Origin of the sequence: Phocaeicola sp. ICN-14070 (assembly GCF_037892625.1) — a bacterium.
Taxonomy (GTDB): domain Bacteria; phylum Bacteroidota; class Bacteroidia; order Bacteroidales; family Bacteroidaceae; genus Phocaeicola; species Phocaeicola plebeius.
The window spans coordinates 1-15,465 of sequence record NZ_JBBKBF010000042.1 but is presented as its reverse complement, the minus strand read 5'-3'; the positions used below and the strand labels follow the sequence as shown (position 1 = coordinate 15,465).

15 protein-coding genes are annotated in these 15,465 nt (G+C 45.7%); 14 read left to right on the top strand and 1 reads right to left on the bottom strand.

Going from position 1 to position 15,465, the window contains the following annotated elements:
• Nucleotide 1 precedes the first annotated feature (1 nt).
• From WKT20_RS11740 to WKT20_RS11695, 10 genes are all read left to right on the top strand, one after another.
• Nucleotides 2-2,092, top strand: a complete 2,091-nt coding sequence (locus WKT20_RS11740) for an epidermal growth-factor receptor (EGFR) L domain protein (RefSeq protein WP_270213009.1) — start codon at nucleotides 2-4, stop codon at nucleotides 2,090-2,092.
• Between the two features lie 28 nt (nucleotides 2,093-2,120).
• The gene (locus tag WKT20_RS11735; protein WP_004293828.1) at nucleotides 2,121-3,221 is read left to right on the top strand and encodes a YncE family protein; all 1,101 of its coding nucleotides are present in this window, start codon (nucleotides 2,121-2,123) and stop codon (nucleotides 3,219-3,221) included.
• A gap of 18 nt (nucleotides 3,222-3,239) precedes the next feature.
• Complete coding sequence (locus tag WKT20_RS11730; protein WP_007567603.1) at nucleotides 3,240-5,318, top strand: TonB-dependent receptor plug domain-containing protein; 2,079 nt, start codon at nucleotides 3,240-3,242, stop codon at nucleotides 5,316-5,318.
• A gap of 11 nt (nucleotides 5,319-5,329) precedes the next feature.
• Entirely contained in the window at nucleotides 5,330-6,469 is a 1,140-nt protein-coding gene (locus tag WKT20_RS11725; RefSeq protein ID WP_004289233.1) for an ABC transporter substrate-binding protein, read from the top strand.
• Nucleotides 6,470-7,450, top strand: a complete 981-nt coding sequence (locus WKT20_RS11720; RefSeq protein WP_004311292.1) for a FecCD family ABC transporter permease — start codon at nucleotides 6,470-6,472, stop codon at nucleotides 7,448-7,450.
• Nucleotides 7,447-8,205: an ABC transporter ATP-binding protein gene (locus WKT20_RS11715; RefSeq protein WP_004289235.1), complete on the top strand. Its 759-nt coding sequence runs from the start codon at nucleotides 7,447-7,449 to the stop codon at nucleotides 8,203-8,205. Before WKT20_RS11720 ends, WKT20_RS11715 begins: the two co-directional genes overlap by 4 nt.
• Nucleotides 8,202-8,768, top strand: a complete 567-nt coding sequence (locus WKT20_RS11710; protein WP_004289236.1) for a DUF2284 domain-containing protein — start codon at nucleotides 8,202-8,204, stop codon at nucleotides 8,766-8,768. The genes WKT20_RS11715 and WKT20_RS11710 overlap by 4 nt, the downstream gene beginning before the upstream one ends.
• Nucleotides 8,769-10,002: 1,234 nt before the next feature.
• Nucleotides 10,003-10,215, top strand: a complete 213-nt coding sequence (locus tag WKT20_RS11705) for a hypothetical protein (RefSeq protein WP_005825814.1) — start codon at nucleotides 10,003-10,005, stop codon at nucleotides 10,213-10,215.
• A 387-nt stretch (nucleotides 10,216-10,602) separates the two neighbouring features.
• A complete protein-coding gene (locus WKT20_RS11700) occupies nucleotides 10,603-10,806 on the top strand; it encodes a helix-turn-helix domain-containing protein (protein ID WP_074668675.1) in 204 nt (67 codons plus the stop codon).
• A 12-nt stretch (nucleotides 10,807-10,818) separates the two neighbouring features.
• Nucleotides 10,819-11,112, top strand: a complete 294-nt coding sequence (locus WKT20_RS11695) for a helix-turn-helix domain-containing protein (RefSeq protein ID WP_005641696.1) — start codon at nucleotides 10,819-10,821, stop codon at nucleotides 11,110-11,112.
• Between the two features lie 66 nt (nucleotides 11,113-11,178).
• On the opposite strand, the gene WKT20_RS11690 is transcribed toward WKT20_RS11695, so the two are convergent.
• Nucleotides 11,179-12,414, bottom strand: coding sequence for a site-specific integrase (locus WKT20_RS11690; protein WP_340417403.1), 1,236 nt, complete (start codon nucleotides 12,412-12,414; stop codon nucleotides 11,179-11,181).
• A gap of 347 nt (nucleotides 12,415-12,761) precedes the next feature.
• On the opposite strand from WKT20_RS11690, the gene WKT20_RS11685 reads away from it, so the two are divergent.
• From WKT20_RS11685 to WKT20_RS11670, 4 genes are all read left to right on the top strand, one after another.
• Nucleotides 12,762-12,989 carry a hypothetical protein gene (locus WKT20_RS11685; RefSeq protein WP_340417402.1) on the top strand — a complete coding sequence of 76 codons (228 nt, stop codon included), beginning with the start codon at nucleotides 12,762-12,764 and terminating at the stop codon, nucleotides 12,987-12,989.
• Nucleotides 12,990-13,102: 113 nt separating this feature from the next.
• Nucleotides 13,103-13,780 (top strand): hypothetical protein, encoded by a 678-nt coding sequence (locus WKT20_RS11680; RefSeq protein ID WP_018710009.1) that lies wholly within the window; start codon nucleotides 13,103-13,105, stop codon nucleotides 13,778-13,780.
• Nucleotides 13,781-13,876: 96 nt separating this feature from the next.
• Nucleotides 13,877-14,260, top strand: a complete 384-nt coding sequence (locus WKT20_RS11675; RefSeq protein WP_018710010.1) for a helix-turn-helix domain-containing protein — start codon at nucleotides 13,877-13,879, stop codon at nucleotides 14,258-14,260.
• Nucleotides 14,261-14,766: 506 nt separating this feature from the next.
• The gene (locus WKT20_RS11670) at nucleotides 14,767-15,240 is read left to right on the top strand and encodes a hypothetical protein (RefSeq protein WP_340417401.1); all 474 of its coding nucleotides are present in this window, start codon (nucleotides 14,767-14,769) and stop codon (nucleotides 15,238-15,240) included.
• Nucleotides 15,241-15,465: the final 225 nt, after the last annotated feature.

Genomic DNA, 15,465 nt, shown 5'->3' with positions numbered 1-15,465 from the left:
TATGAAAATTTATTTTCTTCCCATGCTCCTATCCTTGTTCTTTTTGGGAGCGTGTGACAAAAACGATGAAATTATACCTGAAGATGCAGATGAAAATTTCATCACATCGGTCGTGATGACCGTGGACGGGAAATCGTACACGGCCGACATTACGGACAATACAGTAACAATAACCGTTCCCTATACGGTATCGCTGAACAACGCCGAAGTGGAATTCAAGTACACAACTTCTGCAACAATCATACCTGATCCTGAAACGGTAACGGAGTGGGATAACGAACGAACCTTCCGGGTGACATCCTATAACGGAGATGCCCGCGAATATACCTATAAGGTCGTGAAAAGCGAGATAGAATCTGACGGAGATGTGGAGTTGAAGACCACCGAGGAGGTAGCTTCTTTTGCCGCAACCAAAACAACCGTTGTCAAAGGGAACCTGATTATCGGCTCTGATGCGGAAGAGGCAGAAAAAATCACTGACATATCTGCATTGGCATCTTTGAAAGAGGTTACTGGCAACATTGTCATTCGTAACAGTTACAACGGTGCAGACTTGACAGGGTTGGATAATATCGTTTCTGCCGGAGGTTTACAGGTAGGTTCGACCGATGTCGCCTCGAAAGCTACGGAACTTCACATGATTTCCATGAAAGCATTGGAAACGCTCTCCGGAGACATATCGGTATATAACGACCAAGTGACGTATGTCCTATTCGAGAAACTGGCAACTATTGAAGGAAGCGTGATGTTCAATGCGTCGTCGTTACAGAGTTTTGAGTTTCCGGTTCTGACTACTGTAGGTCAGGATCTGAATCTTCAAGGACTCAATGAAGAGAACACAGCAGCCGGTTCGATTGCGTCTTTGGAAATACCGGAACTGACAAGTGTCGGAGGGGTCTTGTCCGTAAACAATCTTGCCAAGCTGACTTCCATGAGCTTCCTTAAGCTGAAAGAGACCGGTGGCCTTGATTTCCATACCGTCCCCGTGATGTTGGAAACCATCAACCTTCCGGAAATCGAAACAGTAAACGGAAGTATTATTATGGAAGCCAATATGGAAGCTCCTCCTACCGGTAGTTTTGTTCCCCAACGAAATGACGTGCTTCAGGCTTTCGGTGGAATGGACAAACTGACAACGATAAAGGGACAGATAAAGATAAAGAATTTCACGGCACTCAAACAACTTCCCGACTGGAGCAAGATCACCACACTTGGAAGCATCACGCTGGATTATCTTGAAGATGTGAGCGGAACACTGCTGTTGCCGAACGCCCGATTTGAAACCTTCGGAGAAACAGCGCCCCAGATTGAAATTATAAACAAGGTGCAGCTCTCCAAAATTGAAACAGCCGAAGATTTGTCAAATGTAAATTTTGTCATCACCAGTCTCACGAATAATAAGTTCCCTGAAATCACGTTCAAGAATATCAAAGACTTCACTTGTAAGCCAACCACCAACAATATCGATTATACCATATCGACAATTCAACATGTATATGGAAATCTAAATGTGACAGGCCAAATGCGAAGCAATGCCAAATTTCCCGACTTGGAAATCATAGATGGATATGGATATATCCAAATACCCATGTTTGCTTCAATCACAATGCCAGTCTTGAAAGAAGTGGGAGGACAGTTCTATTTATCTGGAAATTTTACCAGTTGTAACTTGCCCTTACTATCCAAAGTTTGTTGTTCAGCTTCTCCTGTATATTATAAAGAGGGAGAGGGTTCGTTAGCAATATCTTTACAAAGTAAATCGCTGGATATTCCGGAATTGCTTCACGTAGGAGGTGAAGGGTTGTTCGTTAATAAAGCAACAGGCATTACTTGTGATAAATTACAGACTATAGATGGTACGCTACAGATAAAAAGTGCGACTTTTCTTTCTCAGGAAACACTTTCCATGGAGAAGTTGGAGACCTTGCATGGGGTTGTTTTTGACGGTTTGACGAAATTTACCGACTACACTTTCTTCGGCAAGTTTATAGAAAACGGAATGATTACGGGGGAAAGTTGGAGCGTGACGAAATGTGGGTATACCCCAACCTTCCAAAATATGAAGGACAAACAATATACGCAGCAGGATTAAACCTTATACCTTAACCAGAGTACCCGTAATGATTCGGGTACTCTTTTTTATCCGAATGACAATGAGCAGAACAATACAACGGATTTGCCTTTTTCTTTTCTGCCTGCCAGTCTTCGGCAGTTGCATGAAATGGGATTACGGAGAGATGGAAGATTTCTCTGTATCGGCCTCTGGTCTTTTCATTACCAACGAGGGGAATTTCCAGTACAGCAATGCCACGCTTTCCTACTACGATCCCGCCACGTGCGAAGTGGAGAATGAAGTGTTTTACCGTGCCAACGGGTTCAAGTTGGGCGATGTGGCCCAGTCTATGGTTATCCGGGACGGTATAGGCTGGATCGTGGTGAACAACTCGCATGTGATTTTCGCCATCGACATCAATACTTTCAAGGAAGTGGGCCGTATCACAGGTTTCACCTCACCCCGGTATATCCATTTTCTGTCGGATGAGAAAGCCTATGTGACGCAGATATGGGACTACCGTATCTTCATCATCAACCCCAAGACATACGAGATTACCGGCTATATCGAATGTCCAGACATGGACATGGAATCGGGTTCCACCGAACAAATGGTACAATACGGCAAGTACGTCTATGTGAACTGCTGGTCGTACCAGAACCGCATCCTGAAAATCGACACGGAGACGGACAAGGTCGTGGACGAACTGACCATCGGCATACAACCTACTTCGCTGGTCATGGACAAATACAACAAGATGTGGACCATCACGGATGGCGGTTACGAGGGCAGCCCATACGGTTACGAGGCACCGTCTCTCTATCGTATAGACGCCGAGACTTTCACCGTAGAGAAACAGTTCAAGTTTAAGCTGGGCGACTGGCCTTCGGAAGTCCAGCTCAACGGTACACGGGATACACTTTACTGGATCAACAACGATATTTGGCGAATGCCGGTGGAAGCCGACCGTGTTCCCGTCCGGCCTTTTCTGGAGTTTCGGGACACCAAATACTACGGCCTTACGGTCAATCCCAACAACGGGGAGGTATATGTGGCCGACGCTATTGATTACCAGCAACAAGGTATCGTGTATCGCTATTCGCCGCAAGGCAAGCTGATCGATGAATTTTACGTGGGAATCATTCCGGGAGCTTTCTGCTGGAAATAATGAGGAAGGAGGACAAAAATGAAAAGACATCTTATTCTATTGTTCGTGGGGGTAAGCCTGCCCTTTCTGCTTGCCGCCCAGCAGAAAAATTCCGTCAGCATTACCAAAAGGGTACTACGTATTCCGGAGGTTACGGTGGTGGGCAAACGACCTATGAAGGATATAGGCGTGCAACGAACCCGTTTCGATTCCATCGCCATGAAAGAGAACATCGCCTTGTCTATGGCCGATGTGCTGACATTCAACTCATCCGTTTTTGTCAAGAACTACGGACGCGCCACGTTATCCACCGTGGCTTTCCGGGGTACCTCTCCCTCGCATACCCAAGTGACGTGGAATGGTATGCGCATTAACAACCCGATGCTGGGCATGACGGATTTTTCCACCATCCCTTCTTACTTTATCGATGATGCCTCGCTGCTGCACGGAACGTCATCGGTAAACGAAACGGGCGGCGGCTTGGGTGGTCTGGTCAGGCTCTCCACTTCTCCGGCCAACCATGAAGGGTTCGGGTTGCAGTACGTGCAGGGAGTGGGGTCGTTCAGCACGTTCGACGAGTTTCTCCGCCTGACCTACGGTGACAAACACTGGCAGTCCTCCACCCGTGTGGTGTATTCCTCTTCCCCCAACGACTACAAATACCGAAACCGGGACAAGAAGGAAAACATCTATGACGAGGACAAGAACATCATCGGTTCCTATTACCCGACGGAACGCAACCGCAGCGGGGCTTATAAGGATCTGCACGTCTTGCAGGAAATTTATTATAACACGGGCGAAGGCGACAAGTTCGGGCTAAACGCCTGGTATATCAATTCCAACCGGGAACTGGCGATGCTCAGCACGGATTACGGGAACGACATGGACTTCGAGAACCGCCAAAGGGAGCAGACGTTTCGCGGCGTCCTCTCGTGGGATCGCGTGCGGGAGAAATGGAAGGTCGGTGTAAAAGGCGGCTATATACACACATGGATGGCCTATGATTACAAGCGGGACAAGGGAAACGGCGAAATGGCTTCGATGACCCGCTCACGCAGTAAGATTAACACGTTCTACGGAAGTGCGGACGGGGATTATGCTCCTTCAGAGAAATGGCTGTTCACGGCCGGTGTTTCCGTACACCAGCATTTGGTGGAAAGCGCGGACAAAAATATCATCTCGCAGGAAGGTAACAAGGCTGTTGTCGGGTATGACAAGGGACGTGTCGAGTTTTCCGGTTCCGTTTCTGCGAAATGGCGGCCTGTCGATCGTTTTGCCGCCTCGCTTGTCCTTCGCGAGGATATGTTCGGTACGGAATGGGCCCCGGTTATCCCGGCTTTCTTCATCGACGGGGTACTGTCGAAAAAAGGCAATATCGTGGCGAAAGCATCCATCTCCCGGAACTACCGTTTTCCCACGCTGAACGACCTCTATTTTCTGCCGGGCGGTAATCCCGACCTGAAAAGCGAGCACGGCTTCACATACGACGTGGGGTTGTCGTTCTCGGTGGGGAAAGAAAATGTATATGCTTTGAGCGGTGGTATCAACTGGTTCGATTCGCACATCGACGACTGGATCATCTGGCTACCCACAACCAAGGGATTCTTCTCCCCCAGAAACCTCAAAAAGGTACATGCTTACGGGGCAGAGACCAACGCCCACCTTGATATAATGCTCGGAAAGGACTGGAAACTGGATATGAACGGAACTTTCTCGTGGACTTCCTCGATCAACGAGAGCGAACCGATGAGTCCGGCAGACCAATCCGTCGGCAAACAGTTGCCATACGTGCCGGAGTTTTCCGCAACGGTGACCGGACGTCTGTCATGGCGGACATGGAGCCTGCTTTACAAATGGTGTTATTACAGCCAGCGTTATACCATGTCGAGTAATGACTATACCCTGACGGGCTATCTGCCCCCTTACTTCATGAATAACGTGACACTGGAAAAACAGCTCTCTTTCCGATGGGCCGATCTGTCGCTAAAGGGCAGCATCAACAACCTGTTCGATGAAGAATACCTTTCCGTATTGTCCCGTCCCATGCCGGGCATCAATTTCGAGATATTCATCGGCATAACACCCAAGTTCGGAAAAAACAAAAATAGTAAACGATAATCTGCATCAATATGAACGCATTAAAGAATTTAAGCCTGATTTTGTTGCTTTCTCTGGCATTTACAGGCTGCCACAACAAAAGCTCAAAAATCAATGATTTCAACCTGCTGCTTTATGCTCCCGAATATGCCTCCGGCTTCGACATCAAAGGGGCGGGCGGGAAGGAAAGCGTACTGATAACCGTCAGGAATCCCTGGCAGGGAGCGGACAGTGTAACCACATGGCTGTTTATCGTCCGCAACGGTGAAGAGGTTCCCGAAGGGTTTGCAGGACAGGTACTCAAAGGAGACGCCAAACGCATCGTGGCGATGTCTTCCACTCATATCGCCATGCTTGACGCAATCGGTGAAGTCCGGTGTATAACCGGCGTTTCGGGAATCGACTACATTTCCAACCCAGACATCCAAGCCCGCCGCGACAGTATTGGCGATGTCGGCTATGAAGGGAACATCAACTACGAGTTGCTGCTCTCGCTCGATCCCGACCTCGTTCTGCTCTATGGGGTGAACGGCGCAAGCGCAATGGAAAGCAAACTCGAAGAACTCGACATACCGTTCATGTATGTCGGCGATTATCTTGAAGAGTCGCCTCTCGGCAAGGCCGAATGGATGGTAGTGCTTTCAGAAGTCACAGGAAAACGTGAGAAGGGTGAAAAAGCCTTTGCCGCAATCCCGGTCAGATACAACGCCTTGAAAAAGAAAGTGGCCGACAGTACCCTCGGCACTCCTTCGGTTATGCTTAATGTTCCCTATGGCGACTCGTGGTTCATGCCTTCAACCCAAAGTTATGTAGCCCGCTTGATTACTGATGCGGGAGGCCGCTATATCTACCAGAAGAACACGGGAAACGCTTCTATCCCCATTGACTTAGAAGAAGCATATCTGCTCGCGTCGGATGCGGACATGTGGCTGAACGTGGGAATGGCGAACTCCCTTGACGACTTGAAGGCATCATGTCCGAAATTCACCGATACCCGATGTTTCAAAAATGGAGAGGTGTATAACAACAACGCCCGTACCAACACAGCCGGGGGTAACGACTATTACGAGTCTGCCGTCGTGAATCCTGACATCGTGCTCCGCGACCTCGTGAAGATATTCCATCCTGAACTGGTGCAGGAAGAGTGTGTGTATTACAAGCAACTGAAATAGATGCGTTCCCGTTCGACTATATTATTCTCCATATTGATTACGCTCACGGTCGGTCTTTTTTTACTGGACTTGGCCGTGGGAGCTGTCAACATTCCGATCCGCGATGTATGGGCAGCACTGACCGGGGGAAATTGTTCCCGTGCCACGGAAAAAATCGTACTCAACATACGCCTCATAAAAGCTATAGTGGCACTGTTGGCCGGGGCTGCCTTATCGGTCAGCGGTCTTCAGATGCAGACCCTCTTCCGTAATCCTCTTGCCGGTCCCTATGTCCTTGGCATCAGTTCCGGTGCAAGTCTCGGTGTGGCACTTGTGGTACTTGCCGGGATCGGTTCATCAATAGGCATTGCCGGAGCAGCGTGGGTGGGTGCGGCTGTCGTGTTGCTCGTGATAACTGCCGTCGGACAGCGAATAAAAGACATCATGGTAATCCTGATTCTGGGCATGATGTTCTCATCGGGCGTAGGTGCTGTCGTGCAGATATTGCAGTACCTCAGCAAAGAGGAATCGCTGAAAGCCTTTGTCATTTGGACGATGGGGGCTTTGGGTGACGTCACCTCCGGACAACTTCTGATTCTTGTTCCATCGGTGTTTGCCGGACTGCTGTTGGCGGTACTGACCATCAAACCGCTTAACCTCCTGCTGTTCGGAGAGGAATATGCCGTAACAATGGGACTGAATATTCGGCGTTCACGCAGCCTGTTGTTTCTCTCGACAACGCTGCTCGCCGGAACGATAACCGCTTTTTGCGGTCCGATAGGTTTCATAGGTCTCGCTATGCCTCATGTCACAAGAATGCTTTTCCAAAATAGCGATCATCATGTCCTTCTGCCCGGAACAATTCTTTCGGGAGCATCGATATTGCTTCTTTGCGACATCATTTCTAAAATATTCACCTTGCCGATCAACGCCATTACAGCTCTATTGGGAATCCCAATCGTCGTATGGGTGGTTTTACGCAACAAATCCATCACCGCATGATAGAATTACAGCATTTTTCCATAGGTTACAAAGAAAACTCGTTGCTCCACGAGGTAAATGCCACGATAAAAAAAGGTCAACTGACAGCCCTTATCGGAAGAAACGGGACAGGAAAATCGACGTTGCTCCGCGCCATAGCCGGTCTGAACCGGTGTTATTCCGGAAAAATCATTCTCGACGGGCACGACATCGCCTGCATGAAAACCGAAGATATGGCAAAAACGCTGGCTGTCGTCACGACCGAGCGCACGCGCATCGCCAACCTGCGGTGCAAGGATGTCGTAGCCATAGGCCGTGCTCCTTATACCAACTGGATAGGTAGGATGCAAGAAACAGATAAGGAGATAGTCATGCAATCGCTCATTTCGGTGGGAATGGAGGCTTATGCAAACCGCACGATGGATAAAATGTCGGATGGCGAATGCCAGCGTGTGATGATTGCTCGTGCATTGGCACAGGATACTCCTATCATTCTCCTTGATGAACCGACTTCCTTTCTTGACATGCCTAATCGCTACGAACTTGTGGCGTTGCTTCGTAGGCTTGTCCACGACGAGAAAAAATGTATCATGTTCTCGACACATGAACTTGACATCGCGTTGTCCATGTGCGATTCGATAGCATTGTTAGATACCCCGAATTTAAGTTGCTTGACCGCGTCTGAAATGCAGAAAAGCGGATACATTGACAGACTTTTCCAAAATGAAAACATCCGTTTCGACTCCTTATGCGGTACAATGATTTTGAAACAATGAGTATATACACTGTAGAAAATTTTACTTCAGACATCACTGTTGAAGGATATATCGCCGAATTCCGTGACGAACCACATTTTCTTGAACTTTGCAAACAATGTACCAATTACGGTAAAAGTTGGGGGTGTCCTCCATTTGATTTTGATACGGAATCGTTTCTCCGACAATACAAGTATGCACATCTTATGGCAACGAAGATAATCCCTGAAGACAAAGATATTCCGATTGAATATACACAAAAACTCATTTTACCGGAACGGATACGAATCGAGAGCGAATTATTGGATATGGAACGGAAATATGGAGGGCGTTCATTTGCCTATATAGGTAAATGTCTTCACTGCTCAGATAACGAGTGTACGCGTAACTGCGGCACACCATGCCGACACCCGGAAAAAGTGCGTCCGTCACTCGAAGCCTTCGGATTTGACATAGCCAAAACGCTTTCTGAACTTTTTAACATCGAACTTCTTTGGGGAAAGGATGGCAAATTACCTGAATATCTTGTTCTCGTAAGCGGATTTTTTCATAATGAATACGAACTTTGCAACATAGCATACTAATGATTCGGACATGAAATAAACAGACAAACTAACCACATTCGGTTCAATCTGTTTTGTGATTTCAAATGAATTATAGTTAGATATGTAAAAAGCGACGCTGGAGCTTGAAATAAGTAACGGTTTATCGGTGTATTCTCCGTTAAACCGTCCTGTTTTCGTTAAACGAAAACACAACTTGCTGTCCGCAGGAGCGGACCATGTTTCTCCAATAATTATTGTGTATCAGACCATTGTGTGGCTATTTTCCTGTGGTTTGTGGGGCTTTTCCATCAGATATTTGCCGGCTGTTCTCCCCATTAAAGGATAGATATATCTCCATGACCATGTGACTTACGCCCATAATTCGGGGATAAGGAGGCGAATATACGGAAAATCTGCCCTTTACATGCCCTATTGTCCATTAATGGATTGCTACTTCTACACTTCTGCAAATGGAGAATGGGCATGTAGCCGTGTACGACTTATGTTTTTTCTTCATTGTCTCCATTAACGGATTGCTACTTCTACACTTCTGCAAATGGAGAATGACATGTAGCCGTATACGCCTTATTGCTTTTTCATCGTCTCCATTAACGGATTGCTACTTCTACACTTCTACAAATGGAGAATAACAGGTAGCCGTATACGCCTTATTGTTTTTCTTCATCGTCTCCATTAACGGATTGCTACTTCTACACTTCTGCAAATGGAGAATAACAGGTAGCCGTATACGCCTTATTGTTTTTTCATCGTCTCCATTAATGGATTGAAACTTCTACACATCTGTAAATGGAGAATAACAGGTAGCCGTATACGCCTTATTGTTTTTCTTCATCGTCTCCATTAATGGATTGATATTTATACACTTCTGCAAATGGAGATTTTGAGATATCTATATCCGGAAGGATGCGTGCTCCCTTCGCTCCCGGCTATCCCTATTTTGATATCCGGCTATATCGCAATTCTGTGATAGCATTATCCGGATAGCGTATCATACGGCTATATACAAATATGGCTACACTATAATTCATGGTTGTGATGGAGATGGCTTTTCCTATCCGGTAACAGACCATGATGCCACGAGGAAAAAAGCGACAGCCGCAGAGAAAAAACGGATGGCAGGAACCATTATGGAATCTGGTAAATAGAAAATCCGGTACATGCGAATTCAGGCGATCATCCCGGATGGTAACCTGTCAAAGAGGCTTTTAAGACATTTGAAATACCGATAATAAAAAAAACGAGATCAGGTATTTTGGCGGATGGCGGCAGGATTGCCGCCTCCGGCCCTTCCGAGTTTGTACGCGTCCTGCGTGAGGGCAGCTGGTTTGACAGCGGGTGCACCGACGGGGAGTACATGGTGAATTTCTCCGGGCGGTACAGGGAACTGCACGGGGTGACGGTGAGGACCGACACGCCGGAGCATTTCATGGACGACCTGAAAAAGTACGGTTACATCAAGGGCTGAACAGTCCGTTCCTTTATTATTACACTCCCTGCCGGTTTGGGGTCGCTTCACTTCCGGTGGGGATTTTTCTTTTTTCATCGTCGTGACGCACCCGTCCTTCAGGTTTTCCAAAGGGGGTCGTGAAAACCGACCGGCTACGGAGTATTTTTCCTTCCCATATGACAAAAACCGACTATCCATGACTATTCCTGCCAGTGTGCCGGTCGCGCTTGTCTCTCATGGTTTCTTCCCTTATATTCGCACTGACATTTAAACAAGTTGAAAAATATGGAAATATGCTACATCGAGGCCGGTGTCCTTGAGAGGATGCTGGCACGCGCCGAGAACCTGTCCGCACATGTGGACAGATTGTATGAGAGAAACCGCTGTAAGGAACTCGGAGAGTGACTGGACGGCCAGGATGTCTGCCTGCGCCTTGACATCTCGCCACGTACCCTGCAGACACTCCGCGATACCGGACGGCTGGCGTTCACCCGCCTCCAGCGCAAGTTCTATTATAAGCCAGAGGATGTGGAGAAGCTGATGGCCTACGTCGGCATCAGACGCAAGGAGAAGGCAATGAGAGAAGGAAGGAAGAACGGAAACCTTTAAAGAGCGGAAGAGATGGAAGGCATTATCGACAAGGAGAACGAACGTGTCCGCAGGTTCTTTGCCCTGCTGGACAACATGGAGAAAAAAGTGGAGCGTCTTGCCCGTGACAACCGTCCTCCCTTCAACGGGGAACGGTTCCTGACTGACAGGGAGCTTTCCGGAACGTTGAGGATCAGCCGCAGGTGCCTGCAGGATTACAGGGACCAAGGGCGGATTCCCTATATCCAGCTTGGCGGGAAGATCCTGTACAGGCAGTCGGACATCGAGAAGCTGTTGGAGGAGAACTATCACGCAGCATTGGTATAATATCGTATTCAAGTTTAAGGATTGCCGCCGGAATCGTAAATACAATTCCGGCGGCAATTTTTTTATTTAGCCTGCGGCTTCCTTGCCGGCCGCAGGTTTTCTTCTTTCCATCAGCCGGTCCATGTCCGAGGATATCTTCCGGTCGGTGACCTGAGCGTAGACCTGCGTGCTGTCGATATTCGTATGGCCCATTATCCTGGCGATGCTCTCTATCGGAATGCCCGCGGTCAGTGTCAGGGTCCCGAACGAATGCCGGCTCATGTGGTAGACAAGGTCCTGGCTCAGCCCCGCCATCAGGCGCAGGGATTTCATGTTGGCCCTGAGCGTATGGTAGTCCTGCGGCGGGAAGAGGGTGATGCGGGTATCGTCACGATACTTCCCGATCAACGCGAGTGCTTCCGGCAGCAACTTGACGCGTCCGAGGTAGTCGGTCTTCTTCCGCCGGTATTTCAGCCAGAGGCTGCCCTCGTCATCCTGGAAGAGGTTCTCCCGGGTGATGCTTACCGCATCGGCATAGGCGGTGCCGGTGTAACAGGCGAAGAGGAAGAGGTCCCGGGTGATGACATGTGACCTGCGTTTTTCCGGTATCTCCAGATCGCGTAGCTTCTCGAAATTCTCCCGGCTGAGTGCTTTCGGTGTTGTCTCCTTCTGCTTGGGCAGCTTGAAGTGGCAGAAATGGTATTTCTCCGAGTGCCCCTCCTTGTAGGCGATGCGGCAGATCTTTTTCAGGATGGACAGGTAATGGCGCACCGTCTCCATTGCCAGTTTCTTCTTTTCCAGGCAGAAGTCCTGATAGTCACGGATGAACTGCTCGTTGAGCTGTCCGAAGGCGAGGTCCGAGACCTTGAATTCCGTTTTGATGAATTCGGCAAGGGTGCGCCGGGTGTACACGTAGGTCGACATTGTCGTCGGTGCACGGTCCACGCCGACACGGGCCTTCATCTCCTCATTGTGCCGGTCGAGAAGTTTGAGCAGGGTCATCTGCATGCCCGCGTTACCCTGGAACATGTCCCTGACCGCGGCGGCATCGAAATCCTTTTTCCTTTCCATGAGGGAATTGAAGGCCGAGTGTACGGCAAGCAGCAGCCTCTCTATTTTTTCATTGGTCTCCACCGCTTCCCGGCTCTTGCCATTCAATCGGCTCTCACGCGCGTTCCATAGCCCGGGGGTACAGGAGAGCTTGCAGCTGAACTGCGCCATCGTGCGGTTGAGGGTGATCCGTCCCATGATCGGGGCCTTGCCGGTCTTGTCCGGCTCGCTCTTTTTCAGGTAGAGCAGCACCTTGAATTTTTCCACTTTCATAACGCTCTTTTTTAGGTTGTAAAAATACTCCTTTGAAAAGCGTCCTTTGGCATGCAAAACATTGATAAACAGTGAATACAAATCTGCTTTGTTCCTATCGGTAAAAATTCGGTTACCTGCCGTTGTTTTCGAAACAGGCGGCTAACAGTCTGGTAACTGAAACGTCGCAATATTTTGTTTTCTTTTGCAGGTCTGTCTGTTCTGCAAATCTTGCAAAATGCTTAATTATAAACGTTTTACGTTTAATTATCGTCATTCTGTTTTTTATTGCATTTCTAAATATTACTTATACCGCCCGCCATACATTTGCAACTCTTCAAGTTGAACTTGGAACAGACATCTACACCGTGCAAAACATGCTTAGACATGCCAACGTAACTACCACAGAGATTTACGCTCGACACGCAGATGCCAAATCCAAGGAAGCATCTCAGAAGATTTCTCTTAACCTGTTAAAAAGTGTTTCATCAAATAAGAGAACAAGTGAAAACAAGAACTCAAATAAAGAGAACAAAACAATAACAAGTGAAAGAAGAGAAAACAAGAGAAAAGAAAATCACCTTACAAAACACTGAATATCAACATATTAAAATAGTTAACTACTAGCATTTTCTTATAGATTCTTTCGAATTATTCATGCATTTCTCCCTATTTTTGTGTAGTAATTCTTAAATAAATTGAAGTAATTATGAAAACAAAACATAGGGAGAAATTCTTTTTAATCATGGTCAGTAGCCTTACAACTTTGGCTATATTCTTTCCATATACGACATTTTGCGTTAATAATCAAGCTGGCTCAGACAACTCTGTCACAAACACGATTATTATAGAAATCATTATTATTTCCATCATAATAGCATTGTTATTTACACAGATTAAAAGAAAAAATAAATCTCAAACAGCTGATGCAGATGCCTTGCCTATACCAGAAGAAGCAATCAGTCATTATCATGAAGTAAGAAAACAACGTGAAGATCAAGAGTATCAACTCAATCAGAAAAAATTTGCAGCTGTTTCTGCCTATGTGCAGCTTATGCTTTCTCCTTATATGAAAGAGTCTGATGTGAAAATAGTTTGTAATAATATAAAGTCTTGGATTACTAACGAGGATGCCGCTATTGTTTCAGTTAGTACGGATGGACGTCTTGGCTCAATTGATCTTCGCCATCTTGTCTGGAACATCGGTGAACGCTTTAACTGGAAAGGAGAAAAGCGGGCACTGTTTGCAAAAATGGTATTTCCCATTGAGCTCAGAGATATTGAAGTCTCAACAATCAGACGCAATCTTCGTCAACGTGGTACTTGCATTATAGACCTTGACATTCCTGAAAAAGGTGATTATAGATTCTCCTTTCAACTTATCTGAAATTACTTTCTATTACATTGAAATTATTCTGTATGATGTTATATCACCGTCAAATAAGCCGGTTCATTTGTGACATGAATTTTAAATATTTCAATTATGGATGTAAAAGAAGTAACATTTAATGACATGCCACAAGTAATTGGCAAAATATTCCAAAAAATTGAGCATGTTGAACAGATGCTCAATAATATGAAAGCCGAGCTCGACGATAAAAAAGACAACATCTCATCAGCAGACCACATTCCTATGACATTGGATGAAGCCTGTGAGTTCCTTCGTATGAAGAAATCTACTATGTACTATCATTTGTCCAAAGGAAACATTCCAGGAACTAAGAAAGGCAAAAACTACATTCTATATAAAGACGAGCTATTAAAATGGACAGAGTTGGGAAGGCTTGAAGTCGATTTAAGAACAGCCGAGGAGATAAATGAAGATTACCTTAAAACTATAAAGCGAAAACCGAATCGGAGAAAATAAACACAAAGAACAAAAGCACAATAGATAACGGGTATCAGCCATTTACAGACATATTCATTATCATTATGCAAGCATAACATACCCATTATAATATTTTTGCAAACTAGTGTGGGAGAATAATATAATATTTACATCGAAATAACTGCATAAAAACTGTCTGCAATTATATGCAGATAGTTATCAATTATCAAAATATAAACTTTATACAAGAAGAATTATGAGTAAGATGAAAAAATCCTCTCTGCTCTCTCTTTTTGTGTATTCAATGTCCGGAACATTGTACAAAACAAGAGACTGTTACGTCCATAAATGAACTTTGGACAATTTTTCGTGCTGCTTATGAGCAGTACCAGTTGGAATTTCTTAAAGATGAAAAGTTGTATGACCGGTACATAAACGATTTCATCAGTTATCACCTTCCTATCTTCTCTAACGTAGAAGAAGTAGTCCGTAATCATTTCCGAAATATCTTCTGTCTATACGAACTGCTTTCTACCAGAAAAGATTTGGTAGAAAAGTATTTTACCCGTACAGTCTTTGAGGAGGAAGACTTCAACGAAATGCTTTACTCGTTTAATCATTTAGATTGTAAGGTTACAAAATCTAAAATTCTAGCTTCATTTAATAAGGCCCAAATTCAACTAATTACACAATTTGCTAATGAATCGAATCTATTTGTAAATAGAGTTGATGAAAAGACTATAGACGACTTTTTCAAATGTAACCTTAATAATGGGTTGATTGTAACCAATATGGCAAGCATACTTCCATTGCTATATGAGCTTTCCAGACAAAAGATGATACCCTACAACTGGGTATCATTACTTGCTGATAACAAACTGCTTATACCTAAGAAAACTATGAAGTCTTCCACACGCATGGCAATCAGTAGTAGGTTAACAGAGCTGAAAGACTCTGTTATTGATTTTCCAGGAAAGACATATATATACTTGGTACAACAACTGAAAGAAATGATATAAAGTAAAGAAAGAACAACAACTGAAATGAAATCCACCTAACACTCCTCCTAACACTTTCATCTGTTAGGATAGGCTTCAGTTATTACTAAAATAATAGGGGTATTTTTACCGTCGAATCGATTCGTTCTCGGCGGTAAGCCTCTATTGTCTAATATAATAACTTTTAAAATATGGGAAGTAACAAACTTGAACTTAATATTCTTTTAAAAAGAATAGAACTTCTAG

Excerpts from the sequence above, each read along its gene's own strand:
- WKT20_RS11740 (WP_270213009.1), top strand. The coding sequence starts at position 2 with ATGAAAATTTATTTTCTTCCCATGCTCCTATCCTTGTTCTTTTTGGGA.
- WKT20_RS11735 (WP_004293828.1), top strand. The coding sequence starts at position 2,121 with ATGATTCGGGTACTCTTTTTTATCCGAATGACAATGAGCAGAACAATA.
- WKT20_RS11730 (WP_007567603.1), top strand. The coding sequence starts at position 3,240 with ATGAAAAGACATCTTATTCTATTGTTCGTGGGGGTAAGCCTGCCCTTT.
- WKT20_RS11725 (WP_004289233.1), top strand. The coding sequence starts at position 5,330 with ATGAACGCATTAAAGAATTTAAGCCTGATTTTGTTGCTTTCTCTGGCA.
- WKT20_RS11720 (WP_004311292.1), top strand. The coding sequence starts at position 6,470 with ATGCGTTCCCGTTCGACTATATTATTCTCCATATTGATTACGCTCACG.
- WKT20_RS11715 (WP_004289235.1), top strand. The coding sequence starts at position 7,447 with ATGATAGAATTACAGCATTTTTCCATAGGTTACAAAGAAAACTCGTTG.
- WKT20_RS11710 (WP_004289236.1), top strand. The coding sequence starts at position 8,202 with ATGAGTATATACACTGTAGAAAATTTTACTTCAGACATCACTGTTGAA.
- WKT20_RS11695 (WP_005641696.1), top strand. The coding sequence starts at position 10,819 with ATGGAAGGCATTATCGACAAGGAGAACGAACGTGTCCGCAGGTTCTTT.
- WKT20_RS11690 (WP_340417403.1), bottom strand. The coding sequence starts at position 12,414 with ATGAAAGTGGAAAAATTCAAGGTGCTGCTCTACCTGAAAAAGAGCGAG.
- WKT20_RS11680 (WP_018710009.1), top strand. The coding sequence starts at position 13,103 with ATGAAAACAAAACATAGGGAGAAATTCTTTTTAATCATGGTCAGTAGC.
- WKT20_RS11675 (WP_018710010.1), top strand. The coding sequence starts at position 13,877 with ATGGATGTAAAAGAAGTAACATTTAATGACATGCCACAAGTAATTGGC.